The 24,570-nt window shown below is 64.2% G+C and carries 19 protein-coding genes and 5 pseudogenes; 12 read left to right on the forward strand and 12 right to left on the reverse strand.

What is annotated here, in order from left to right; translation table 11 throughout:
• Positions 1 to 40: 40 nt before the first annotated feature.
• On the forward strand, positions 41 to 1,423 hold the full coding sequence (locus ACVWYI_RS18245; protein WP_247346405.1) for an aspartate aminotransferase family protein: 1,383 nt from the start codon (positions 41 to 43) through the stop codon (positions 1,421 to 1,423).
• A gap of 175 nt (positions 1,424 to 1,598) precedes the next feature.
• Here the strand turns inward: ACVWYI_RS18245 and rnd are convergent.
• The 4 genes and pseudogenes from rnd to ACVWYI_RS18265 all read right to left on the reverse strand — a co-directional run bounded on the left by rnd (position 1,599) and on the right by ACVWYI_RS18265 (position 5,582).
• A pseudogene (gene rnd / locus ACVWYI_RS18250) lies at positions 1,599 to 2,752 on the reverse strand (ribonuclease D).
• Between the two features lie 366 nt (positions 2,753 to 3,118).
• Positions 3,119 to 3,229 (reverse strand): annotated as a pseudogene (locus ACVWYI_RS18255) (LysR family transcriptional regulator); the annotation flags it as partial.
• 45 nt (positions 3,230 to 3,274) lie between these two features.
• Positions 3,275 to 4,026: pseudogene (locus tag ACVWYI_RS18260) on the reverse strand (IS5 family transposase).
• A gap of 80 nt (positions 4,027 to 4,106) precedes the next feature.
• Positions 4,107 to 5,582 (reverse strand): protein adenylyltransferase SelO, encoded by a 1,476-nt coding sequence (locus tag ACVWYI_RS18265; protein WP_456662804.1) that lies wholly within the window; start codon positions 5,580 to 5,582, stop codon positions 4,107 to 4,109.
• 196 nt (positions 5,583 to 5,778) lie between these two features.
• Here ACVWYI_RS18265 and aspS point away from each other — a divergent pair, with 196 nt between their 5' ends.
• Complete coding sequence (gene aspS / locus ACVWYI_RS18270) at positions 5,779 to 7,551, forward strand: aspartate--tRNA ligase (protein WP_247443463.1); 1,773 nt, start codon at positions 5,779 to 5,781, stop codon at positions 7,549 to 7,551.
• Positions 7,552 to 7,594: 43 nt separating this feature from the next.
• Here the strand turns inward: aspS and ACVWYI_RS18275 are convergent, their stop codons facing one another.
• A complete protein-coding gene (locus tag ACVWYI_RS18275; RefSeq protein ID WP_456662805.1) occupies positions 7,595 to 8,218 on the reverse strand; it encodes a hypothetical protein in 624 nt (207 codons plus the stop codon).
• A 164-nt stretch (positions 8,219 to 8,382) separates the two neighbouring features.
• Here ACVWYI_RS18275 and ACVWYI_RS18280 point away from each other — a divergent pair, with 164 nt between their 5' ends.
• Entirely contained in the window at positions 8,383 to 10,692 is a 2,310-nt protein-coding gene (locus tag ACVWYI_RS18280) for an NADP-dependent malic enzyme (protein WP_354052999.1), read from the forward strand.
• Positions 10,693 to 10,912: 220 nt separating this feature from the next.
• Positions 10,913 to 11,365, forward strand: a complete 453-nt coding sequence (locus tag ACVWYI_RS18285; RefSeq protein WP_247346422.1) for a DoxX family protein — start codon at positions 10,913 to 10,915, stop codon at positions 11,363 to 11,365.
• A gap of 11 nt (positions 11,366 to 11,376) precedes the next feature.
• On the opposite strand, the gene ACVWYI_RS18290 is transcribed toward ACVWYI_RS18285, so the two are convergent.
• From ACVWYI_RS18290 to ACVWYI_RS18305, 4 genes are all read right to left on the reverse strand, one after another.
• A complete protein-coding gene (locus ACVWYI_RS18290) occupies positions 11,377 to 11,928 on the reverse strand; it encodes a dihydrofolate reductase (RefSeq protein WP_247443467.1) in 552 nt (183 codons plus the stop codon).
• Positions 11,929 to 11,935: 7 nt separating this feature from the next.
• On the reverse strand, positions 11,936 to 12,934 hold the full coding sequence (locus tag ACVWYI_RS18295; RefSeq protein WP_456662806.1) for a polysaccharide deacetylase family protein: 999 nt from the start codon (positions 12,932 to 12,934) through the stop codon (positions 11,936 to 11,938).
• Between the two features lie 164 nt (positions 12,935 to 13,098).
• Positions 13,099 to 13,665: a glutathione peroxidase gene (locus ACVWYI_RS18300; RefSeq protein WP_247443468.1), complete on the reverse strand. Its 567-nt coding sequence runs from the start codon at positions 13,663 to 13,665 to the stop codon at positions 13,099 to 13,101.
• 100 nt (positions 13,666 to 13,765) lie between these two features.
• A complete protein-coding gene (locus ACVWYI_RS18305; protein ID WP_456662807.1) occupies positions 13,766 to 15,439 on the reverse strand; it encodes a L,D-transpeptidase family protein in 1,674 nt (557 codons plus the stop codon).
• A 208-nt stretch (positions 15,440 to 15,647) separates the two neighbouring features.
• On the opposite strand from ACVWYI_RS18305, the gene ACVWYI_RS18310 reads away from it, so the two are divergent.
• Complete coding sequence (locus ACVWYI_RS18310) at positions 15,648 to 16,196, forward strand: CreA family protein (RefSeq protein ID WP_456662808.1); 549 nt, start codon at positions 15,648 to 15,650, stop codon at positions 16,194 to 16,196.
• Between the two features lie 31 nt (positions 16,197 to 16,227).
• On the opposite strand, the gene ACVWYI_RS18315 is transcribed toward ACVWYI_RS18310, so the two are convergent.
• Positions 16,228 to 16,437, reverse strand: a complete 210-nt coding sequence (locus ACVWYI_RS18315; protein ID WP_354103856.1) for a hypothetical protein — start codon at positions 16,435 to 16,437, stop codon at positions 16,228 to 16,230.
• Between the two features lie 414 nt (positions 16,438 to 16,851).
• Between ACVWYI_RS18315 and ACVWYI_RS18320 the strand changes: the two genes are divergently transcribed.
• Positions 16,852 to 17,016 (forward strand): hypothetical protein, encoded by a 165-nt coding sequence (locus tag ACVWYI_RS18320; RefSeq protein ID WP_247346471.1) that lies wholly within the window; start codon positions 16,852 to 16,854, stop codon positions 17,014 to 17,016.
• Positions 17,017 to 17,052: 36 nt separating this feature from the next.
• Positions 17,053 to 17,418, forward strand: a complete 366-nt coding sequence (locus ACVWYI_RS18325) for a hypothetical protein (protein ID WP_247443474.1) — start codon at positions 17,053 to 17,055, stop codon at positions 17,416 to 17,418.
• Positions 17,419 to 17,421: 3 nt separating this feature from the next.
• Here the strand turns inward: ACVWYI_RS18325 and ACVWYI_RS18330 are convergent, their stop codons facing one another.
• Both ACVWYI_RS18330 and pdxR read right to left on the reverse strand, forming a co-directional pair.
• A complete protein-coding gene (locus tag ACVWYI_RS18330) occupies positions 17,422 to 17,667 on the reverse strand; it encodes a DUF6719 family protein (protein WP_456662809.1) in 246 nt (81 codons plus the stop codon).
• Positions 17,668 to 17,732: 65 nt separating this feature from the next.
• Positions 17,733 to 19,204: pseudogene (pdxR, locus tag ACVWYI_RS18335) on the reverse strand (MocR-like pyridoxine biosynthesis transcription factor PdxR).
• A gap of 75 nt (positions 19,205 to 19,279) precedes the next feature.
• On the opposite strand from pdxR, the gene ACVWYI_RS18340 reads away from it, so the two are divergent.
• The 5 genes and pseudogenes from ACVWYI_RS18340 to kynU all read left to right on the forward strand — a co-directional run bounded on the left by ACVWYI_RS18340 (position 19,280) and on the right by kynU (position 24,489).
• The gene (locus tag ACVWYI_RS18340; protein ID WP_247443481.1) at positions 19,280 to 20,005 is read left to right on the forward strand and encodes a pyridoxamine 5'-phosphate oxidase family protein; all 726 of its coding nucleotides are present in this window, start codon (positions 19,280 to 19,282) and stop codon (positions 20,003 to 20,005) included.
• A gap of 54 nt (positions 20,006 to 20,059) precedes the next feature.
• Positions 20,060 to 21,337 (forward strand): ArgE/DapE family deacylase, encoded by a 1,278-nt coding sequence (locus ACVWYI_RS18345; RefSeq protein WP_247443484.1) that lies wholly within the window; start codon positions 20,060 to 20,062, stop codon positions 21,335 to 21,337.
• 259 nt (positions 21,338 to 21,596) lie between these two features.
• Positions 21,597 to 22,406, forward strand: coding sequence for an alpha/beta hydrolase (locus ACVWYI_RS18350; protein ID WP_456662810.1), 810 nt, complete (start codon positions 21,597 to 21,599; stop codon positions 22,404 to 22,406).
• A gap of 33 nt (positions 22,407 to 22,439) precedes the next feature.
• On the forward strand, positions 22,440 to 23,279 hold the full coding sequence (gene kynA, locus ACVWYI_RS18355; protein ID WP_456662811.1) for a tryptophan 2,3-dioxygenase: 840 nt from the start codon (positions 22,440 to 22,442) through the stop codon (positions 23,277 to 23,279).
• An 8-nt stretch (positions 23,280 to 23,287) separates the two neighbouring features.
• Positions 23,288 to 24,489: pseudogene (gene kynU, locus ACVWYI_RS18360) on the forward strand (kynureninase).
• The last annotated feature ends 81 nt before the right edge of the window (positions 24,490 to 24,570 follow it).

A 24,570-nucleotide genomic window follows, 5' to 3' on the forward strand; every position in this document is an offset into this window, starting at 1 on the left:
GCCGCGCCGGCGACGTGACGGCTTTCAAGGATTCTCGCAAATGTCCATGCTGCCCAATTCGCAAGAGGCCCGGGATGTGGCCTACCAGCTCCATTCCTACACCAACGCGCGCGCCCATCAGCAGGCCGGTCCCCTGGTGATCGAACGCGGCGAGGGTCCTTACGTGTTCGACGCGTCGGGCAAGCGCTATTTCGAGGCGATGGCAGGCCTGTGGAGCGTCGGGCTCGGCTTCAACGAGAAGCGGCTGGTCGAGGCCGCGCACAAGCAGATGCTGGCGCTGCCGTTCTACCATACGTTCTCCGCCAAATCGCACGGGCCCTCGATCGATCTCGCCGAGAAGCTGGTGGCGCTCGCGCCGGTGCCCATGAGCAAGGTGTTCTTCACCAATTCCGGCTCGGAGGCGAACGACACCGTCCTGAAGCTGATCGCCTATCGCTCCAACGCGCTCGGCCAGCCGCAGCGCAAGAAGGTGATAAGCCGGATGCGCGCCTATCACGGCGTCACCATCGCGTCCGCCAGCCTGACCGGCCTGCCGAACAACCACCGCTCATTCGACCTGCCGCTGCCGAACATCCTGCACACGGGCTCGCCGCATTTCTACAAGGACGGCGCGCCCGGCGAGAGCGAGGAAGCCTTCGCGACACGGCGGGCCGAGGAACTCGATGCGCTGATCCAGAAGGAAGGCCCGGACACGATCGCGGCCTTCTTCGGCGAGCCGGTGATGGGGGCGGGCGGCGTCATCGTGCCGCCGGCGACCTATTGGGACAAGATCCAGAAGGTTTTGAACAAGTACGACATCCTGCTGGTCGCCGACGAGGTGATCTGCGGTTTTGGCCGCACCGGCAAGATGTTCGGCTGCGAGACCTATGGCATCAAGCCTGACGCGATCGTGGTCTCCAAGCAGATCACCTCGAGCTATTTCCCGCTGTCGGCAATCCTCCTGAACGAGCGCATGTTCGAGCCGATCGCGGACGAGAGCAACAAGATCGGCGTGCTCGGCCATGGCTTTACCGCGGGCGGTCATCCGGTCGGCTCGGCGATTGCGCTGGAGAATCTGAAGATCATCGAGGAGCGCGGCCTGGTCGCGCATGCCGCCGAGCTCGGCGGCTACATGCAAGCCAAGCTGCGCGAGCTCACCAGCCATCCGCTGGTCGGCGAGGTCCGCGGCGTCGGCATGATCGCGGCGATCGAATTGGTACTGGACAAGGGGCGCAAGACCGCAGCGGCGACGCCCGGCGCCGTTGGCGGCATGGCCAGCCGCATGCTGCAGGAGCGCGGCGTGATTTCGCGCAACATGCTGGACGCCATCGCCATCTGCCCGCCGCTGATCGTCACCAAGGCCCAGATCGACGAGCTGATCGCGGCGATCTCAGGCGTGCTGGATGACATGAAGCCGGAAGTGGCGAAACTGACGCCGGCGTAAGGCGTGTCGTTGCGGGCGGTCGACTTATACCCTCGGTGTCGTCCTGGCGAAGGCCAGGACCCATACCGCGTGATCTATCGAGAAGGGTGGTAGGAGTACCGAGCGAGGTGTCTTCACCAAACGCCTCCTTGGGATAGTGGGTCCTGGCCTTCGCCAGAACGAGATCGGGGAGGGCCTATTCCGCCCGCTGAACCCCGATCACGCGGCCTTTCTCGACCGCCAGCGCCAGCTCGCCGCGCTTCAGTTTCAGTGCGGCTTCGCCGAACAGTTCGCGGCGCCAGCCGCGTAGCGCCGGCACGTCGGCCTGGTCGTCGGCCGCGATCTCTTCGAGATCGTCGACGGTGGCAATCACCTTGCTGGCGACCGCATGGCGCTCCGCGGTCATCCGCAGCAGCACCTTCAACAGCTCCACGATCGCGGCGCCATTGTTGTTGTTGCGCGGCTTCTCCAGCTTCGGCAGCGTGGCAGGATCCCGCGCCAGCCCGCGCTCGACCGCGGCGACGATGTCCGCGCCCCATTTTGATTTCTCGAAACCCTTCGGCACGGAGCGCAAGTTTGCGAGCTTTTCGATCGTGTTCGGCGCGTGGGTCGCGATGTCGCTGACGGCCTCGTCGCGCAGCACGCGGCCGCGCGGCACGTCGCGGCTCTGCGCCTCCTGCTCGCGCCAGGCGGCGACCTCCATCAGGACCGCAAGGTCCTTGGGCTTGCGCACCCGCGTCTTGAGCCGTTCCCAGGCGCGTTCGGGGTGGAAGTCGTAGGTCTTCGGCGAGGTCAGGACCTCCATCTCGATGGAGACCCACTCGCTGCGGCGGCGCTTCTTCAGATCGGCATCGAGCGCGGCGAACACGTCACGCAGATGCGTGACGTCGGACACGGCGTAATGCATTTGCTCCTTGGTCAGCGGCCGGCGCGACCAGTCGGTGAAACGGTGGGTCTTGTCGGGCCGGTGGCCGGCGACCTTCTCGACCAGCGCGTCGTAGGCGATGCTGTCGCCGTAGCCGAGCACCATGGCCGCGACCTGCGTGTCGAACACCGGGTGCGGAATGATGTTGGCCTGGTGCCAGATGATCTCGATGTCCTGGCGGGCGGCGTGGAACACCTTCAGCACGCCCTCGTTGGCCATCAGCTCGAAGAACGGCTTGAGGTCGATGCCCTCGGCCAGGGTGTCGATGACGATCGCTTCCTCAGCGCTGGCCATCTGCACCACGCACAGCAGCGGGTAATAGGTGGTCTCGCGCAGGAACTCGGTATCGACTGTTATGACGGGGTGCTTGGCCAGCCGGCTGCAGGCAGCCGCAAGGTCAGCGGTGGTGGTGTAATCAAATCCATGAACGGCCCATGACAAGTCCATCAGCCGTTCTGCCGAAAGCGCTGTGATGTCAAGGGGCTCTAAGCGAATTCGAGCCTTGCATTTGGGCCGGAATCGCATTTTCCGACGATAATCCTATTCGTAACGGACCCGCCGCGAGGGTTTTCGGGCGCAAGGCAGTGCCACCACGACCACGCACATGGCGACCAGCGCCAGTCCCAGGAACTCGAAAACCAACAGATCCATGGCAAAACCCCTCGGAAACATTGCTAAACTTGTCCGGGGCGAATTGAGGGTCTGTTAATTCTCGTGGTTACCGGCGGCGGGCCGGGCCGGATGGTGGACGCGGGGTTAACGGGACTTGAGGCCCACGATCACGTCACGACCGCGGCGGCATCGGCGATCGCCTCAAGATCGTCGAGCCTCAGCCTGCCTGAAGGCATGATCTCGCGTGGAGGCCGGTCTGTTTGCGGAAACAGCCACGGCCGGACACGCCCCCGCATCATAGATTACGCCTTCGGCTAACTAGGGTCTGTTGGGATTCATCTGGAGTTTATCGCGGCCGCGGCCAGATAGATCATTGAAGTGAAGCTCTGGTCGGTCTTGTCGGCGCGCATTGCGATGCGCTTGAATTCCTTGAGCTTGCCGAAGAAGTTCTCGATGAGATGCCGCCATTTGTACATCTCCTTGTCGATGGCGAGAGGCTGTGCACGGCGCGGATGCTGGGAGATGACGACTTTGGCGCCACGCGCTTCGAGTTCGGCGATGATGGCGTTGCTATCGAAGGCCTTATCAGCGATCAGCGCGTTGAAGGCCAATCCCTCGATGAGCGGCGGCACGCCCACCGTATCGAAACGCTGTCCCGGCAGGAGCACGAAGCGCACGAGATTGCCGAGCGCATCGGTGAGCGCCAGAATTTTGGTGGTCATGCCGCCTTTCGAGCGGCCGATCGCCTGGCTTTGCGTCCCCCTTTTGCGCCCTGACCGTGGCGGTGGACCTTGACGATGGTGGCGTCGACCATGGCGTATTCCATGTCGGGATCGTCGGAGATGGCCTCGAACAGCCGCTTCCAGACATCCGCCTTCACCCAGTCGCGAAAGCGCGTGAATGTGCTATTCCAGTGGCCGAACATCGCCGGCAGATCCCGCCAGGGACTGCCGGTTCGGGCGATCCACAGAACGGCCTCGACAAACAGTCGGTTGTCCTTGCCGCTGCGGCCCGGATCTCCCGGCTTGCCAAGACAATGCGGCTCCATCTTCGCCCATTGGGCGTCAGTCAAAACGAATCGGTCCATCCCAAGCTTGAATCACAATCAAGCCCCGATGAGAATCCTGAATCCCAACAGACCCTAATCCACCTACGAATTGAACGTCCTCACGTCCCGCAGAACGTCTGCAACACCCGTTGGTCCGGCAGCGGCGGATCGGCGTAGGCCGCGTACTCGGGCTGGTCCTCGTAGGGCTTGGCCAGCACCTTCACCAATTCCTCGAACGGCGCGTAGTCGTCGTTGTTCACCGCGGCCTGGATCACGGTTTCGACGCGGTGGTTGCGGGGAATGAACATCGGGTTGACGGCGTGCATGGCGGCTTGCCGCTCGGTTGCGGGCTGCGGCTCCAGAGCCGTGCGCTCGTGCCAGCGCTTGGCCCACTCGTCGAAGGCTGTGGGGTCCGTGAACTGCGCGCGCGCGGCATCCGCAACGAGACTGCCTGCGGCGTCGCCCAGCTTGCGGAAGGTGAGGGTGAAATCAGCCTGGTTCTTCGCCATCGCATCCAGCAGGTCCTGGATCAGCGCCTCGTCGCCGTCGCGCTCGGTGAATAGCCCGATCTTCCGGCGCAGGCCTGCCTGATAGGCTTTGCTGAAGGTGTCCGGAAATGCGCCAAGGATCTCCTGCGCCTGCTCGATCGCCTTTTCCTGCTCTTCACCAAACAGCGGCAACAGGCATTCGGCCAGTCGGGTCAGATTCCACAACGCGATGCGCGGCTGGTTGGCATAGGCATAGCGGCCCATCTCATCGATCGAGGAAAACACCTGCGCGGGATTATAGGCGTCCATGAAGGCGCACGGACCGTAATCGATGGTCTCGCCGGAGACGGAGCTGTTGTCGGTGTTCATCACGCCGTGGATGAAGCCGACCAGCAGCCAGCGCGCGACGAGGTCGGCCTGGCGCGCGACGACACCGGCGAGCAGTGCGTGGTAGGGCCTATCGACGCCAAGCAGCTCCGGATAGTGCCTGGCGAGGACGTGGTCGGCGAGCTGGCGGATCGCGTCGGCGTCGCGGCGGACGGCAAAGAACTGGAAGGTGCCGACGCGGATGTGGCTCGAGGCCACGCGGGTCAGCACCGCGCCGGGCAGCGCGGTCTCGCGAATGACGTGCTCGCCGGTGACGACGGCGGCGAGCGAGCGGGTGGTCGGAATGCCCAGCGCGAACATCGCCTCGCTGACAATGTATTCGCGCAGCACCGGCCCGAGCGCGGCGCGGCCATCGCCGCGGCGGGAAAACGGGGTGGGGCCCGAGCCCTTGAGCTGGATGTCGCGGCGGATGCCGTCTTTGTCGATGACCTCGCCGAGCAGGACCGCCCGGCCGTCGCCGAGCTGTGGGACGAATTGCCCGAACTGGTGGCCGGCATAGGCCATGGCGATGGGATCGGCGCCTGCGGGAACCGTCTTGCCGGCCAGGATCTCGGCGCCCTCCGGCGTCTCCAAGACATCAGGGTCGAGTCCGAGCTGGAGCGCCAGCGGCCGGTTCAGCTTGATCAGCCGGGGCGCTGCCACCGGCGTCGGTGCGACCCGGGCGAAGAAGCTGTCCGGCAGCGTCGAATAGGAGTTCTGGAAGGGGAAATGAACCGTCATGGCCTCAAGATAGGCGTGGAACGCCTGATGGCAAAGGCTTGAGCCCAGATTGGCCAGAAATGGGCACTTCCAGCCGAAAACAGGGCGTTCCCTTGGTTGCCGCCTTGGGCCTCGTCGGGTAAACCCTGCCGCAACTTTGGACCGGCCGTTTTCGGCAGGTCCGATTCGATCCTCCGACATTGATTTTGGGACGACCATGCATCGCTACCGGTCACATACATGCGGCGCGCTCCGCGAGAATAACATCGGCGAGACGGTCCGCCTTTCAGGCTGGGTCCATCGCGTTCGCGACCATGGCGGCGTGCTGTTCATCGACCTGCGCGACCATTACGGCCTGACCCAATGCGTGGTCGACCCGGACTCGCCGGCGTTCTCGCAGGCTGAAAAGCTGCGCTCGGAATTCGTGGTACGGATGGACGGCAAGGCCCGTCGTCGCCCCGAAGGCACCGACAATGACGATCTGCCGACCGGCAAGATCGAGATCTATGTCAGCGAGATCGAAGTTCTGGGCCCGGCCGGCGACCTGCCGCTGCCGGTGTTCGGCGAGCAGGAATATCCCGAAGACATCCGCCTGAAGTACCGCTTCCTCGATTTGCGCCGCGAGAAGCTGCATCAGAACATCATGACGCGCGTCGAGATCATCAAGTCGATGCGCCGGCGCATGGAGGGGCAAGGCTTCTTCGAGTTCAACACCCCGATCCTGACCGCGTCCTCGCCGGAAGGCGCGCGCGACTTCCTGGTGCCCTCGCGCATCCATCCGGGAAAATTCTACGCGCTGCCGCAGGCGCCGCAGCAGTACAAGCAGCTCTTGATGATGTCGGGCTTCGACCGCTACTTCCAGATCGCGCCCTGTTTCCGCGACGAGGACCCGCGTGCCGACCGTCTGCCCGGCGAGTTCTACCAGCTCGACGTCGAGATGAGCTTTGTCACGCAGGAAGACGTCTTCGCGGTGATGGAGCCTGTCATCACCGGCGTGTTCGAGGAGTTCGCCAAGGGCAAGCCGGTGAGCAAGAACTGGCGTCGGATTCCGTTCGCCGAGTCGCTGCGAAAGTACGGCAGCGACAAGCCGGACCTGCGCAACCCCATCGAGATGCAGGACGTCTCCGAGCATTTTCGCGGCTCGGGTTTCAAGGTGTTTGCGCGCATGCTCGAAGACCCCAAGAATCAGGTCTGGGCGATGCCCGCGCCGGGCGGCGGCAGCCGTGCCTTCTGCGACCGCATGAATTCATGGGCGCAGGGCGAAGGCCAGCCGGGCCTCGGCTACATCATGTGGCGCGAGGGCGGCGAGGGTGCCGGTCCGCTCGCGAACAACATCGGGCCCGAGCGCACTGCTGCGATCCGCGCGCAGATCGGCACCAAGGAGGGCGATGCCGCCTTCTTCGTCGCCGGCGATCCCGACAAGTTCTGGAAGTTTTCAGGGCTGGCCCGCAACAAGGTCGGCGAGGAATTGAACCTCACCGACAAGGAGCGGTTCGAACTGGCCTGGATCGTCGACTTCCCGATGTACGAGTACAACGAGGAGGACAAGAAGGTCGACTTCTCGCACAACCCGTTCTCGATGCCGCAGGGCGGCTTGGAAACGTTGAAGTCGCAGGATCCGCTGACCATCAAGGCGTTCCAGTACGACATCACCTGCAACGGGTACGAGATTGCCTCGGGCGGCATCCGCAACCACGTGCCGGAAGCCATGGTGAAGGCGTTCGAGATCGCCGGCTATGGCGAGCAGGAAGTGGTCGATCGCTTCGGCGGCATGTACCGCGCTTTCCAGTACGGCGCGCCGCCGCATGGCGGCATGGCCGCGGGCGTTGACCGCATCGTGATGCTCTTGTGCGGCACCAACAATCTGCGCGAGATCTCGCTGTTCCCGATGAACCAGCAGGCCATGGATTTGCTGATGGGCGCGCCGTCGGACGCCAGCACCAAGCAGCTCCGCGATCTGCATGTGAAGGTGAGCCTGCCGCAGAAGTGAGGCTGTCTCCGCAATGACGCCGAGAGAGCTGCGCCTCGTTTCCCTACAGCCCCGTCGACGCCTCGATATTGAACTGCGCCAGCGTGCCCTCCGGGTCGGCATTGAAGAGCTGCATCAATTGCAGTAGCGGCACCTTCGCGCGCGGAGTGACCTTGATGACGAGCGTCTGGCCCGGCGTTTCGATGAAGCTTGCGACCGCATCCACCGCCGTGCCTGCCTCCGGATTGGCGGCGGCGATATCTGCTCGGTAGGCTTTGACGCTGTCGACGCGTGTCTGGCGCGCGGCGTCGCGGCTGACATTTCGCCCCCGTGCATTCTGCGTCACCGCGGAATCGACGAAACCATTGTCGCGCACTGAGAACTCGAGCGCGACAGCCTCAATCCGGGCCGCTTGACCCATCAGTTGGGCGGGATCGGTCGAAAACACTTCGCGTGGTACGTTGTTGAGCGCGATACGCAATTGCACTTTTGCGATCCCGATGTCGAGGGTCGCGGGCGTCAGAACGAAGCTGTTGGACTGTTCTGTCCACGCCGCGCCGAGATCGAGGTCGATCGCGAGCTTGTCGATCCCGCTGAGCATCAATGTAATCTGCTTCGAGGCGGATGGATCGGTGGGCATGACCATCTTGGCGACCGCATGTACCTTGCTCGGGATCGAGCCGATCATCTAGATATTTGACCGCGCGCCCCTGTTGATGGGGCCGCAATCGGATGTTGCCACCGGGGCGCCCGCCGTGCTTCATCCCGTTTCCATGACCCGGAAATACCACCCGAAGGCGGGCCGGTCAGGACAACGTAGTTTGAGGCCGGTAACGCGAGGCGAGACACCGCATGTCGTCTTATTCCGATGATCTCCACCAGGCGGCGCTGGCCTATCACCGTCTGCCGCGCCCCGGAAAGCTCGAGATCCAGGCGAGCAAGCCGCTCGCCAACCAGCGCGACCTCGCGCTTGCCTATTCTCCAGGCGTCGCCGCCGCCTGCATGGAGATCGCCAAGAACCCGGCGGAAGCGGCGACGCTGACGATCCGCTCCAATCTGGTCGCCGTGGTCTCGAACGGCACCGCCGTGCTTGGTCTCGGCAATATCGGCCCGCTGGCCTCGAAGCCGGTGATGGAGGGCAAGGCGGTCCTGTTCAAGAAATTCGCCGGCATCGACGTGTTCGACATCGAGATCGCCGCCGACACTATCGATCGCGTGGTCGAGACCGTGGCCGCGCTCGAGCCGACCTTCGGCGGCATCAATCTCGAGGACATCCGCGGACCGGAGTGCTTCGAGATCGAGGCGCAGCTCAAGGAACGCATGAAGATCCCGGTCTTCCATGACGACCAGCACGGCACCGCGATCATCGTTGCCGCCGCCATCACCAATGGTCTCAGGCTGAACGGCAAGAAGCTGTCCGACGTCAAGATCGTGGCGTCGGGGGCAGGGGCCGCCGCGATCGCGACGCTGAACCTGCTGGTGTCGATGGGCGCGCAGCGCAAGAACATCTGGGTCTGCGACATCGACGGCCTCGTGCACGAGGGCCGCAACACCACGATGGACCGCTGGAAGGCGGTCTATGCGCAGAAGACCGACAAGCGCACGCTGGCCGACGTGATCGGCGGCGCCGACATCTTCATCGGCCTGTCGGCACCGGGCGTGCTCAAGCCCGAGATGGCCAAGGCGATGGGCGACAAGCCCCTGATCATGGCGCTCGCGAACCCGACGCCGGAGATCATGCCGGAAGAGGCGCGCAAGGCGCGCCCTGACGCCATGATCTGCACCGGGCGCTCGGACTATCCGAACCAGGTCAACAACGTCCTGTGCTTTCCCTTCATCTTCCGCGGCGCGCTCGACGTCGGCGCCACCGCGATCAACGAGGAGATGAAGCACGCCGCCGTGGAGGCGATCGCACAGCTCGCGCGCGAGGCGCCGTCCGATGCGGTCGCGCAAGGCTTTGACACCGGCGAAACGCAGGGTTTCGGACCGGGCTCGCTGATCCCGAGCCCGTTTGATCCCCGATTGATCCTGCGCATCGCGCCGGCGGTGGCGAAAGCGGCGATAGAATCGGGCGTTGCGACCCGCCCCATCACGAATTTCGACGAATACACCGCGCTGCTCGAGCGCTTCGCCTTCCGCTCCGGCCTCGTCATGAAGCCGATGTTCGCCAAGGCCAAGACCCAGCCGGTGCGCGTGATCTACGCCGAAGGCGAGGACGAGCGCGTGCTGCGCGCCACGCAAGTGGTGCTGGAAGAGAAATTGGCGACGCCGATCCTGGTCGGACGTCCGTCGGTGGTCGAGGCGCGCATCAAGCGCTTCGGCCTCTCGATCAAGGCCGGCAAGGACTTCGACCTCATCAATCCCGAGGACGATCCGCGCTACCGCTCCTACGTGCAGTCCTATGTCGAGGTCGCCGGCCGCTGCGGCGTCACGCCGGATGCGGCGCGCACGGTGGTGCGCACCAACAACACCGTCATCGCCGCGCTCGCGGTGGTGCGCGGAGAGGCCGACGCCATGCTCTGCGGCGTCGAGGGCCGCTACATGAGCCATCTGCGCCATGTCCGCGAGATCGTCGGGTTCTGCCCGGGGATCAGCGACTATGCGGCGCTGGCGCTGCTGATCACGAGCAAGGGCGCCTTCTTCATCGCCGACACCCAGGTGCGGCCCAATCCGAGCGCCGAGGAGCTCGCCGAAATCGCTTCGCTGGCGGCGGTCCACGTCCAGCGCTTCAACATCAAGCCGAAGATCGCCTTCGTCTCGCATTCGGATTTCGGCAGCTACGACACGGACTCCTCGCGCAAGATGCGCCGGGCAACCCAGCTCCTGAAGGAGAAGCATCCGGAGATCGAGGCCGACGGCGAGATGCAAGGCGACACCGCCCTCTCAGCCGCAGCGCGGAAAATGGTGCTGCCGCACTCCAAGCTCGAGGGCGAGGCCAACATCATGATGATGCCGAGCCTCGACACCGCCAACGTCGCCTATCAGATGATCAAGTCGCTGGCGGACGCGCTCCCCGTCGGCCCGATCCTGATCGGCCCGGCGCGCCCGGCCCACATCCTCACCCCGTCGGTGACGGCACGCGGCATCCTCAACATGACCGCGGTGGCCGTGGTCGAAGCGCAGGAGCGCGCGGCCCGGCAGCAGCCGACGTTGTTTACCTGAGGCGAACTGAAGCGCCGCCGGAGGTGCAATCCCTTCTCCCCTTGTTGTGGGAGAAGGTGGCGCGAAGCGCCGGATGAGGGGAAGTTCGTGCGCGGGGCTATTTTTGAATTACTTGCAGTTAGCGATTTCCCCGTTTGTAAACCGGCGAATGACTCTTCATAATCGCTCGGTGCTTTCGTCAAGGTTGCGATTTCAGAAAGCCTGAGCCAAGAGGCCGATCATGCCAGCGTTCGTGACTTTCGGGCGAATCCTGTTCGCCGTGCTGTTCATCTACACGGGCGCGGCAAGACTGTTTGCCATGCAGGCGACGGTTGATTTCATCACCGCCAAGGTCGTGGTGCCCGAGATGATCGCGCCTTACGCCAAGCAGATCGAGACGGCGACGGCCATGTCCACGCCGCAACTGCTGGCGATCGCGGTCGGCGTGCTCGAGATCATCGGGGGGGTGATGATCGCGCTGAATTTCGGTGCGCGCTTCTTCGCGATGCTGATGATCATCTATGTCGCGGTCGCGACCTTCCTGTTCTACGACTTCTGGAACCAGGCGGCGCCCGAGAACGCCAAGATGCTGGTCGACGCGCTCAAGAACCTCTCCATCATCGGCGCGCTGTTCATGATCATGGGCTACGGCCGCGCCACGCGTCCGGCCGAGGCGGCCTACGGGGACGTGTGAGGCTAAACCACCTACGTCCTACGCCACGGCGTGACGGTCACGTCATGCGCCGCATCGAGCAGATACGGCGTGCCCGGCTTCATCCCGTGTGACGCAAGCACCTCGTGCGGCGTCCGCGCCGGTACATCCACAAAACAGCCTTCGCCGCCGGGCAGCCGCAAATGGGGGGCTTCCGACAGCCAGAACGTGTCGTAGCGGTCCATGAACATGTCGAACACGACGGGGCCCCCGATGATCGCGATGGTGCCGGAGGCGACATCGGCGAAGGCGCAGGCCTCCTCGAAGCGCGCATGATCCGGATTCCACAATGTCGCGTTCGGCATCTCGGGATCGACGGTCAGAGCCTTGATCTTGCGGGTCAGGATCAGGCGCTTGCGCTTGGGTGAATTCGGCTGCTGCTCGTGGGAGTGCCGGCCGTGCACGACCAGCGCGGCGCGATCGAGCGCCTGTTCGAAGAACAGCTTGTCGCCTTCGAACTTCAGGCTGTCCGGCATGACGTGCGCCGGATCGGCGAGCATGCCGTCCGCGGAGACGATGACGTAGCCTTCGAAGCGGAAAGACAATTGCCGGCTATTCGGAAACTGTCGTGACGACGCTGTTGACCGGCCGGGTGCTGACTGTCGGCAGCTTGACGTCCTTGAGCAGCTCCTGATCGTATTCGGGCAGCGACGAGGCGGGGAACTTGGCGCGCATCGCCACCACCTTGTAGCCGCCCGCCTTCAGGCGCTTGAGCAACTCGGGCAGGGCCTCCGCCGTATGCTTCTGGAAGTCGTGCATCAAGATGATGCCCTTGCCCTTGCTGTCGAGCTTCTTCATCACGGTCTCGATCACCTTCTCGGGCTTCGAGGCCTTGAAGTCGAAGGAGTCGATGTCGCAGGAGAAGATCGCGACGTTGCGGTTGCCGAGATAGGTGACCATCTCCGGCGGGTGCTGGAGCGCCGGGAAGCGGAAGAACGGCGAGGGCGAGATGCCGCCGAGCGCCCATTTCACCGCGGAAAGACCCTTCTCGATCTCTTCCTTGCGCTGCTGCTCGCTGAGCTTCTTGTTGTTGAGGTTGGCGTGCGACCAGGTGTGGGTGCCCACGGTGTGGCCGGCCGCGTAGACCTGCTTCAGGATCTCCGGCTCATAGGTCGCGTGCTTGCCGATCGAGAAGAAGATGCCGGTGGTGCATTCGTCGGCGAGCGCCTTCAGCACCGCGGGTGTGTTCTTCGGCCATGGACCGTCGTCGAAGGTCAGCACCACCTCCTTGTCGCGCAGGAAGTCGAGCTCCTTGAAATGCTCGAAGCCAAAGCCGGGGCCACCCGTGGTGTCGATCTCGACGGTGCGGGCGACGCCGAGTGCGCCGGGCGTGTTGCAGGCGGCACGGGCAGGCTGCGGCGCTTGCTTCGGCGGCGGTGGGAAGGCCGGTTGCGCCGGTGCGGCGGCTGCAGCCGCGGGAGCAGCAGGTGCTGGAGCGGGTGCCGCCTGGGTAGCGGCTGCAGGTTTTGCCGCGGGGGTCTGCGACCAAGCCGCGCCTGTCAACGCAACTGACATCGCGCTTGCCAAAATCAGTCCTGCTGCCACACGCATGGTGTTGTCCTCGAGATTGATCCCGTTGTTCTGCCGTGGCTTTTCGCTTCCGGCAAAACCATCCTGCCCCAAACAATCCTAGCCTAGATGGTGGGCCCTCGCCATTGCAACGGCTGTTTGGCGCCTCACCACAATTGTGCCCAACCGGATTGGGCTGCGGCCCGTCAGCTGTCGGCCAGCGTCTTGGCGATTGCCGTCTTGATCCGCGTGTCGGCCGGCTCGACCGTGGATGCAAAGACGTCGGCGATGTAGCCGTCACGGCCGATCAGATATTTGTGGAAGTTCCATTTCGGGACCTCCTTTGGCCGCGCCTCTGCCGCCCATTTGTAGAATGGATGCGCCTTCGCACCGACCACGACGGCCTTGGCCGCAATCGGGAAGGTGACGCCATATTGGTGGTGCGCGGTCTCCGAGATCTCGCTGATGCCGCCGGGCTCCTGTCCGCCAAAATCGTTGGAGGGAACGCCGATCACGGTGAGCCCGCGTTCGCGAAACTCGCTCCAGATTTCTTGCAGGCCGGCATATTGTGGCGTGTAACCGCAGAGCGAAGCGGTGTTGACCACCAGCAGCGGTTTGCCGGTGAAAGCCGCAAGGCGGATGTCGTCGCCTGACAATGCAGGGAAGGAAAAGGCGTAGGCTGGTATACGGCTCATGCCGCCGTTGGCCAACGCGCGCGTTGCGGATGCGGCCGTCGTCAGAAGCGCGGCGAGCATGGTCCTGCGGTTCAGCATGGCGGCGTCCCCCGACCTGATCCGGGACTCACCTTACTCCGCCGCGGCGATCACCCTGCTCAACACCACGTTATCTGACGCGATCTGACGCGGCGAACTCTCAATAGAGCCGCACGATGAAGTCGGTGCCTTCGCCGGTCTCGCCTTGGTTGATGCCCTGATCGGAGATGATGATCGATCCGCCCGACGTCAGCATCTCGTTGATCTTGACCATGGTGTCGGCAGGGATCGCGACGCGGTCGAGCGCCTCGGCCGGGCTGTCCGGTGTCACCACCGGCTTGATGGCGACGGGGATGACGGCGGCACCACGCTGGCGGCGTGTCGCGCGGCCGTCATCTTCGCGCGCGGCAGAGCGGACGGACACCGGCAAGGACACCACCGACCAATGCAGCGCATTGGCATCGGCCTTGTCGACTTCGGCGGTGAAGACATGCGTGCCGAGCGGCCGATCGCTCGCTGCGATCGTGACCGGCACCTCGAATAGCGGCGCAAAGTTCTGCCGCACGTAGAGCTTGGAATCCTTGCGGCTGATGAAGACCGCGATCTGGCCGGCGCGCTTGGGCGCTTCCGGCTTTGCGGCCGGCGCCGGATCGGCGGCGCGGGTTTCGTCCTTCGTGACGTCGGGCATGGCGGCCTGTGCCGGCGCGGTGGCCGGTGCATCGGACGTCTTCGCGGGCTCGGACTTTGCGGTGTCAGACTTTGCGGCGTCAGACTTTACGGCGTCAGGCTTGGCAGCCTCTATCTTGTCTCCGGCAGCCGCCGAAGCCTTGGTCGTTTCTTTGGTCGTTTCTTTAAGCGCCTCCGCGGCTTCGACAGGCTTCGCTTCGGTGCTCGCGGGTTCCTGTGGCTTGGCCGCGTCAGATGCCTCAGCGGTCTTGGTCTCAGGCTTTGCCGTCGGCTCGGTCTGGGTCGATGCCGCGGCTTCGCCGCGGGCCGGCGCATTGCCGGTGGTCACGTCCGACATTACGGTGTGGCCTACCGACGAGCGCAGCTCGAGAGCGCCGTCGGCGCTGGCGGTCTTCGTTTCAGCCGGCTTGGCTTCGGCGGCCCAGTTATTGGCCGCGTCCTTGTCGGCCTTGTCGCTGGCATTGGTCTGCGGCTCCAGGCTGGCCGCGGGTTGCGGCGGCACGCGCACGGAGGCGAGCAGCGGATGTGAGAAGTTCTGCGGCGATATCTGGCGGGGCGAAACGATCACGCGCGCGCCCATCCTGGTCCAGTTCCACATCTTCACCGCGAACGCCATCGGCATGCGGATGCAGCCATGGGAGGCCGGATAGCCCGGCAGCACGCCGGCATGCATGGCGATGCCGGACCACGTGACCCGCTGCATGTACGGCATCGGCGCGCCGCTATAGATGTTGGAGTGGTGGAATTTATGCTTCTGGATGACACTGAACACACCCATCGGCGTCGAATGGCCCTTCATGCCGGTCGACACCGGGGACTCCGCGAACACGCCGTTGGTGTCGTAGACCGTGACCTTCTGCCGGTCGATCGAGACGACGATGACGAGAGGACCTTGCGGTTTCGCGCCGGCTTCTTTCTCGGCAAGGACGCCTTTCTTGCCGGCCGCGCCGCGCTTCTGTGGCTTCTGGCGCGGGACTTCGGAATGGCGCTCCTGGCGCCCGTAGAACCCGTCGGAATAATCCGTCCAGTAATAAAACGCTGCGTCTGCCTGGCTTGCCGTACCGATTGCACCCGCCGCCGTCAAAATGGCGACCTGCCAAAGCCGCGTCGGTTTGGCAGAAAAACCGGACCCTTTCACGCTATTCATCTTCCAATCCACAATCCAAATCAGGTGTTAGTCTCTCAGAGGGGATACGCGTTCACCAGCACGGCAGTTCTGCCATCAGCTACTTTTGTCCAAACCGTAACAAGAAAGCCTCACGGAGCGGTAAACGGCGGGCTTGTCGGATTGCGGGCCGTCTTCCTGATCGGCCGCCATATGTCTACATTGCAGGGACTTGTTACCGGAGAGCTTCATGTCATCTCGTTTCCCCGGTCTTTCCGGCATCCGCTTGAAAGGCCTCGCTTTATTCCTCCTGGCGCTGACCTGGTCGGCTACGTCCGCCTCCGCCGCGGACGAGCCCGATCTGATCTTCCGCCGCTCGACCGTGTTCAAATGGATGAGCCCGAACGACAAGCTCGCGACCTACGGCTTGGACGATCCTGAGGTTGAGGGCGTGGCCTGTCATTTCACGATACCTGAGAAGGGCGGCTTCAAGGGCTGGTTGGGCCTTGCCGAGGAGGTTTCGGACATCTCGCTCGCCTGCCGTCAGGTCGGCCCGATCAAGTTCAAGAACAAGATGGAGCAGGGCGACGACATGTTCCGCCAGCGCCGCTCGCTGTTCTTCAAGAAGATGCAGATCGTTCGCGGCTGTGACGCCAAGCGCAACGTGCTGGTCTACATGGTTTATTCGGACAGGCTGATCGAGGGTTCACCGAAGAACTCGACCTCGACCGTACCGATCATGCCATGGGGGCCTGCGGACGCAAACGTCCAGAAGTGCGGCGAATTCTTCACTCAGTGACGCGCTTGCGTTCACTCAATGACGTTTGCGTTCACTCAGTGATGCCTGCGCGGCAGGCGCGGGGCTTTGCAAGATGCGAGCCGGTCAGCCGCACGAACATCTGTGGCACGGCCTCAAAGCCGCGGCTCGATTGCAGCACCATTTCGCCCGACGAGGTGGCGCCGCTGCGAACGGGTCGTTGATCTCCGCGGTCTGTCCGTAGGTCCGCATCGCGCGGCGTTGCGCGATCTTGCGCCATCATGATGGCCATTCCTCAAATGAACGCGCCCGGTGATCCGGACTCCAGGTTTCGATGGCTTGGGTCGCAGCCGAAGCGCCCCCGGTTCAACAGGGCCCAGCCTTCGTTCGGCTTCTCTTCAGCAGAAAAACGTAAAATGCATGTGAAGCGTGCGAGGCGGGACCATGACGGCGCCTATCGTCCGGCGCACGTCCGAGCTCGCACGGAACCTGCCAACGACATTGGGCAGCGGTACGACCCATTTGAAAACACTGAGATTTTCCGTCGAATGTGTCGTCGCCCCGAGCGGGACGAAACAATTCTCACGGAGATGAAACCATTTTCGGCCTTTGGCGCATCACACGCGAAACCGCCCATGGTTATCAACCTCACAACGACGACGGCTCACCGCCGGCCACCGAATTCGGAGACAAGTCCATGCGCACGCTCAGCCTCATCCTTGCTTTTGGTTTCGTGCTCGCCGGCTCCTCATTCGCGGGCTCGCCGGACGGCAATCTCCCGGGTGTCGGCACCTTCCGGTACAGCGGCTCGCCAATCACGACCACTGCGCCGCAGCCGATCGTGGTCGCCGCGCGCTTCTGATCGCCAACAACGAAAAAACAGCCGATAAAGGCCATCATGCTTGTTCGTTTCGGCGCTGCGGCGTTCATATCTGTTCTGACGATCAGTGCCGCCCAGGCCCAGGTGCGTTCGCCCGCGAGGCTGCCGGATCCCCGCACCGAATTCGTGCGTCAGTGTGCGCCGCGCATGCTCGGGCGCTGGGAACATCCGGAGGAAGTCTGCGGCTGCCTGCACGACCATGCCGCCGCGGTCGTCGAGGATCGGGATTTGCGCGAGGCACTGCTGCGCGGCATCAGCGAAACCGGCGTGCCGACGATCGAGACCGATTGGGTGCCGACGTCCAAGCAAGGCGAGATCGGGCCGACCTTCACCAAAATCGCCAAGCCGACCCTGCAATGCATGTTCGATCCGGCCAAGTCGTAGCCGTCATCTCGATCTTGGACCGTGTCGCGGCACGCAGGCGCTGGTCCGCGCCACGCCCTTCTCGGTCATCTTGGCGCCGCGCACTTCCTTGATCTGTCCAGCGGGGCAGGTTCCGTCATCCACCTGAACGCGCTGGCCGAGCTTGAGATCGACGATGTCCTGCTCGCGTCCGATCGTGCCTGCGTGCGCCGTCGCGGCGAGTGCGATGGAGATCAGGAGCGAGAGGCAAGTCGCACGGCGCAGCAGCATGGTGTGAGGTCCCCATCGATGCCGCAATGTAGGGAGCGGCAGCCGATTCTCATAGTGAACGTTCGTCATGCCCGCCGGGCCGGCTTGCTCCTCGCACGCAAGGCCGCGCGCGATTCCCGCGCGAGCCGCTCGGCGGATGTCACCAGCTTCGGAACCGAGTGGCCGGAAAATCCCAGCACGAAACCGGGCAGGGACGTGCCCGTGAATAGGTGTCGGCCAATAGCCAGCCTTCAGCGCCGGCGGCCTGCTTGGCTTCTGCGGCCACAGGCAGGTCGACCGAGGGCTCGAACCGGGCGACGAGATGCAGGCCCTGTGACGGGACCGGCACCGACAGCACGCCGTCGGATGCGGCTTCCAGGGTCTCGGCCAGCGCGTCACGCGCCTCGCGGTACAGCTTGCGCACCCGCTTCAGGTTCGCGGCAAACGCGCCGGAGTTGAGCATGTCGGCCACCGCGCCCTCCATCAGCGTGCCGGGAAACCGGTCGAGCGCGGCCCGCGCGGCGGTGACATCCGCGATCAGGCGCTCGGGCAGGGCGCAATAGCCGATGCGCAGGCCCGGAAACAGCGTCTTGGCGAAGGTGCCCATGTAGATCACGCGCTGGAGGTGATCGATGCCGGCAAGCGACATCAGCGGCGCGCCGTCATAACGGAACTCACTGTCGTAATCGTCCTCCAGCACGAAGGCGCCAGCCTGCTTCGCCCAGTCCAGCAGCTCGAGCCGCCGCGGCATCGACATCTGCACGCCCAGCGGAAACTGGTGCGACGGCGTCACATAGGCTGCGCGCGCGGACCGCGCCGCATTGCGGCCCCTGGCGACACGCATGCCGTGCGGGTCGACGGGAACGGGCACGGCGCGATAGCCGCAATGCGCGATGGTTTTCCGCGCAGCCGGGTAGCCGGGGTCTTCGCACCAAACCTGGTCGTTCGGCTTCAGGATCGCGCTCAGCACGATGCGCAGCGCGTGCAGCGTGCCTGACGTTAGCATGATCTGATCGGGATCGCAGCGCAGGCCCCGCGCTGACAAAAGATGATCGGCTATGGCGGCACGCAGCTCGCGGCTTCCACGAGGATCGCCGTAATGCAGATGCTCCGCGCCGAAGGCGCGCATGCGCCGGCCGACGAAGGCGCGGAAACGCTGCACGGCTCGCGCGTCGATATGGGTGCAGCCGAGCGAAAACGCGCCTTGCCCCGGCGTTTCGACGATGATCTTCGGCCGCTTCGGCTCGGCCGCGCGCGCGGGGATACGCGCGGCGACGAACGTGCCGGAGCCGACGGTGGCGTCGGCAAAGCCGTCGGCGATCAGGCGCTCATAGGCGGTGACGACGGCGTTGCGCCGAAAGCCGGTCTGTTTGGCCAGCGTGCGCGACGGCGGCAGCGGCTCGCCGGGTTTCACCAGGCCGCCGACGATCATCTCGCACAGTGCCTGATACAGCCGGTGCGCCGACGAGGCGGCGGCCGTGATGTGCGGACCGGTGAGGTCGAGCGGCAGCTCGGCCTTGGCCGGCGAAGGGACAGAATTGGTCGGAATTTTTTGCATGGAATTGGCACTATCGCAGACCAAACCCAGGGGCTACAACTGCTCGGGAATTGTACCAGTCCGACAGGAGCGGCCGTGAGCCAGACCGAGAGCCAAAATTCCTATCCGACGTCCGCGCGCAACCAGGTGAAGCGCCGTCACGACCGCGGCTTCTACGATCACGATACCGTTCATCGCATCCTGGATTCCTCGATGCTCTGCCATGTCTCTTACGCGATCGACGGCCAACCCTATTGCACACCCACTTTCTTCTGGCGCGAACGGACCAAGCTGTACTGGCACGGATCGAGCGCCAGCCGCATGCTGCGCAACCAGACCAAGGGCGAACGCGTGTGCCTGACGGTCGCCCATCTCGACAGCCTGGTGCTGGCACGCTGCGGGTTCAATCACTCGGCCGACTACCGTGCGGTGATGGCGTTCGGCACCGCCTATCTCGTCACCGATCCAGAGGAGAAAGAGCGCGCGGTGATCGCCATGGTCGACCGCTTCTTCCCGGATCGCACCGCAAGCCTGCGGGCGACCAATACGCAGGAGATCAAGGCGACCTCCTTCATCGCGATGGAGATCGAGGAAGCCTCCGCGAAAGTCCGTGCCAAGGGTGTCGCCGACGATGACGAGGACTACGAATTGCCGATCTATGCCGAGCGCATTCCGGTGCGCACCGTGCTCGGCGCGCCGGAACCTTGCCCGCGGCTGCTCGAGGGCGTGAGCCGGCCGGCGACACTGAATGGCTATTCCGAGGGCCGGCTGCTCGAAGATGCATTGCGGGATGCCTATTTTGCAGAGTACCCGAACGGCTGAAATCGGCTAGCTTGCGCTCCATCGATGATCTGAATGCCCAATTGGAGTTGCCTGATGAATGCCGAAACGCAGCAGAGGATTCTTGGCGCCGTCGACGCCGGCTTCGAAGCCCAGCTTGCGATCACAAGCGATTTCGTCGCGATCCCCTCGACCCGCGGGGCGGAGGGACCGTGCCAGGACATGATCGGCGACCTTCTGCGCGAGCGCGGCTACGAGGTCGACGACTGGCACATCAATGTCGACGACCTCAAGGATCTGCGCGGCTTCGGGCCCATCGAGCATGACTTCTCGAAGGCGCGCTCGGTGGTCGGGACCTATCGTCCGCAAACGAATGGCGGCAAATCGCTGATCCTGCAGGGCCACTGCGACGTCGTGCCCGCGGGGCCGCTGGAACTGTGGGACACCCCGCCATTCTCGCCCGTCATCAAGGACGGCAAGATGTTCGGCCGCGGTGCCTGCGACATGAAGTCGGGCACCATCGCAGCCCTGTCAGCGCTCGATGCGATCAAGGTCGCGGGCCTCAAGCCGACGGCGCGGATTCATTTCCAGTCCGTGATCGAGGAGGAGAGCACCGGCGTCGGTGCGCTCTCGACGCTTCAGCGCGGCTATCGTGCGGACGCCTGCTTCATCCCTGAGCCGACCGGCGGCAAGATGGTGCGCTCGCAGGTCGGCGTGATCTGGTTTCGTCTGCGCGTGAAGGGCCATCCGACCCACGTTGCCTTCGCCGGCTCCGGCGCGAACGCAATCATGGCTGCCTATCATTTGATCCAGTCGCTGCAAAAGCTTGAGGTCGAGTGGAACGAGCGTGCGAAAGCCGATCGGCACTTCAAGACGCTGAACCATCCCATCAACTTCAACCCCGGCATCATCAAGGGCGGCGACTGGGCTTCCAGCGTGCCGGCCTGGTGCGACGTCGATTGCCGCATTGCAGTGTTGCCAGGCTGGTCGATCGCCGATCACCAGAAGGAGATCATGGCCTGCGTTGCGGCTGCCGCGCGCAACCACCGCTTTCTCGCCAACAATCCGCCGGAGATCGAATGGTCGGGCTTCTTGTCGGAGGGGTATGAACTGACTGACGCCGCCGCGCCCGAGGCGGCGTTCGGCAAGGCCTTCAACACCGTCTATGGCGGCGAGGTCGAAGACCTCGTCTTCACCGCGCTCACCGACACCCGCTTCTATGGCCTCAATCACGGTATCCCAAGCCTCTGCTTCGGCGCGAGCGGCGGCGAGATGCACGGCTTCAATGAATTCGTCGATCTGGACTCGCTAAGGAAGACGACCAAGGCGATGGCGCTGTTCATCGCGGATTGGTGCGGGGTCGAGAAGGGGTAGGTCTCGTGTCCCGGCTCTGCGGCGTAGCGCGAAGCTGTGCGCCGCAGAGCCGGGACCCACGTCACCGCACACGTTGGACCCCGGTTCAGCAGCGCACCGCTTCGCGCTGCGCCCGGGGAACGAACCAGACAAAGCTTCGCCTGCCCAATCCACCGGCGCCCCAAATCCTTTAAGCTTAAACTAAAGACTAGGATGCCGCCCGCGCAGGTGGCAGACTGGCGTCAGGTCCACAAGGCCTGAGTCCGTCGAGGAAGCAGCGATGCGCGATTGGGATGATGCTTACGCCAATTCAGCCCATATCCCGGGCTCGGACAAGATGCCGGCGCAATGGACGGAGCGGGCGGCGGCTTACCGCGCCGGTCTGAAAGATTTTCGCGCTGACATCGCCTATGGCCCGGCTGAGCGCCAGTGCCTCGACCTGATCCTGCCCGACGGCGACAGCAAGGGCCTCGTCGTGTTCGTCCACGGCGGCTACTGGATGCGCTTCGACAAATCGACATGGACTGATCTCGCCGAAGGCGCGCGCCAACACAGCTGGACGGTGGCATTGCCGAGCTACACGCTGGCGCCATCCGCGCGCATCTCAGACGTCACCGCCGAGATCACCGCCGCCATCTCCAAGGCGGCTTCGCTCGTCGCAGGCCCGATCCGGCTCGCCGGCCACTCCGCCGGCGGGCATCTCGTCACGCGCATGCTGTGCGATGATAGCCGGCTCGAGCCCGCCGTCTTCAACCGCATCGTCGGCACGCTCTCGATCAGCGGGCTGCATGATCTGCGTCCGCTGCTCAAGACCAGGATGAACGAAACGCTGCGCATGACGACGGAGGAGGCGACGCTGGAAAGCGCGGCGCTGCATCTGCCGCGCGGGCATTCGCCCGTGACCGCCTGGGTCGGCGGCAACGAGCGACCCGAATTCATTCGCCAGTCCGATCTGATGGCCAATGTCTGGACTGGATTCGACGTGTCGACGCGTCTCGTTGTCGATCCCGGGCTGAACCATTTCACCGTGATCGACGCCCTCAAGGACCCGTCATCGCCAATCACCGCACGCCTGATCGGCCTCGACTGACGAGGCCTGGAAGATCGATCGAAAGGGCCTGTCATGACGTCCAACGACTACGATCCCGCAAGCGACGGCGCCGAGACCGATTTCGCCCGGCGCATGTCCTATGGCAACTATCTGGCGCTGGACGCCATTCTCGGCGCGCAGCATCCGCTCTCGGAAGCGCATGACGAGATGCTGTTCATCATCCAGCATCAGACCACCGAACTCTGGATGCGGCTCGCTATCCACGAGCTCAGCGCCGCACGCCGCGCGATCGGAAAGGACGACGTCGCCCCCGCGATGAAGATGCTGGCACGGATGTCGCGCATCTTTGAACAGCTCAACAATGCCTGGGACGTGCTGCGCACCATGACGCCCAGCGAGTACACGCGCTTCCGCTCGCAGCTTGGCCAGTCCTCAGGCTTCCAGTCGCGGCAATACCGGCTGATCGAATTCCTGCTCGGCAACCGCAACCACGCCATGCTCAAGCCGCACGCGCACGATGTGGAAACCACGCAGCTGCTCGAGACCGAACTGGCGATGCCAAGCCTCTATGACGAGGTGCTGCGGCTCGCCGACCGCAACGGGCTCAAGATGCCTGCGGCCGTGCTGGCGCGCGATGTTCGCGAGACCCATAGCTTCAATGAAGGCGTTCTGCAGGCCTGGCGTATCGTCTACGAGGCGCCGGAAACGCATTGGATGCTCTACGAGGTTGCCGAGAAGCTGGTCGATTTCGAGGATTATTTCCGGCGCTGGCGTTTCAACCATGTGACGACGGTCGAGCGCGTCATCGGCTTCAAGCGCGGCACCGGCGGCACCGGCGGCGTCAGCTATCTCAAGCGCATGCTGGAAGTGGAGCTGTTCCCTGAACTCTGGCGCGTGCGCACGATCCTGTAGAGATTTTCATGACCAAGCTTCGCGTCTACGACGACACCAAAGCGCTGTTCCATTTGCCCGATGGTGTAATCTATCTCGACGGCAATTCGCTCGGCGCGTTGCCGCTTGGCGTTGCCGAGCGCGTCAGCCGCGTCATCACCGCCGAGTGGGGCGACCAGTTGATCCGCGCCTGGAACAGCGCGGGCTGGTATGCCCAGCCGCGCCATGTCGGCGATCGCATCGCACGACTGATCGGTGCGGAAGCCGGCTCAGTGATGGTGGGCGATACTCTGTCGCTGAAAGTCTATCAAGCGCTCGCGGCCGCGCTCGACATGAACGCGTCGCGCAAGGTCGTCCTGTCAGACGCCGGCAATTTCCCGACGACCTCTACATGGCCGAAGGCCTGATCGCGACGCTCGGCCGTGGCCATCAATTGCGCCTGGTGGCGCCAGAGGAGATCGAGGCTTCGTTGTCGGAGGAGATCGCGGTGCTCTACATCACCGAGGTCGATTACCGCTCCGGACGACGCCACGACATGGCGAAGCTGACTGCAAGAGCGCATGCGCTCGGCATTGTCACGGTCTGGGACCTCGCGCATTCGGCCGGCGCACTGCCGGTTGACCTTGCCGGCACCGGCGCCGATTTCGCCGCCGGGTGCACCTACAAATACATCAACGCTGGCCCTGGCGCGCCGGCCTTCCTCTACGTCGCGCCGCGCCACGCCGACAGCGTGCGCGCCGCGCTGTCGGGGTGGATGGGCCACGCAAAGCCGTTCGCGTTCGAATTGGCCTATGCGGCTGCGGGCGGCGTCGAGCGCATGCGCGTCGGGACACCTCCAGTGCTGGCGATGGCGGCGCTGGAGGCCTCGCTCGATATCTGGGACAGGGTCGATATCGCGGAGGTCCGGGCCCGCTCGCTGGCGCTCGGCGATCTCCTGATTGCCGAGGTCGAACGTCGCTGTCCTTCGCTGAAGCTGGTGACACCGCGTGCGCACGTGCGCCGCGGCTCGCAAGTCTCGTTCGCCTTCGAGGGCGGCTATGCCGCGATGCAGGCCCTCATCGCTCGTGGCGTCATCGGCGATTTCCGCGCGCCTGACATCATGAGGTTCGGCATCACGCCGCTGTATATCGGCGAGGCCGAGGTAATGAAGGCAGCCGAGATCATCGAGGAGGTGATCGCGGGCGAGGTGTGGCGGCGGCCGGAGTATCAGGTCGTGAATGCGGTGACTTGAGAAGGGGCTGCCGTGAAGTGGCGCATGGCGGCACCATATGCGCAAACGCTTCGTCCAATGTCACGGCAGCGATTACCTCGG

The organism is Bradyrhizobium sp. LB13.1, from assembly GCF_054056815.1.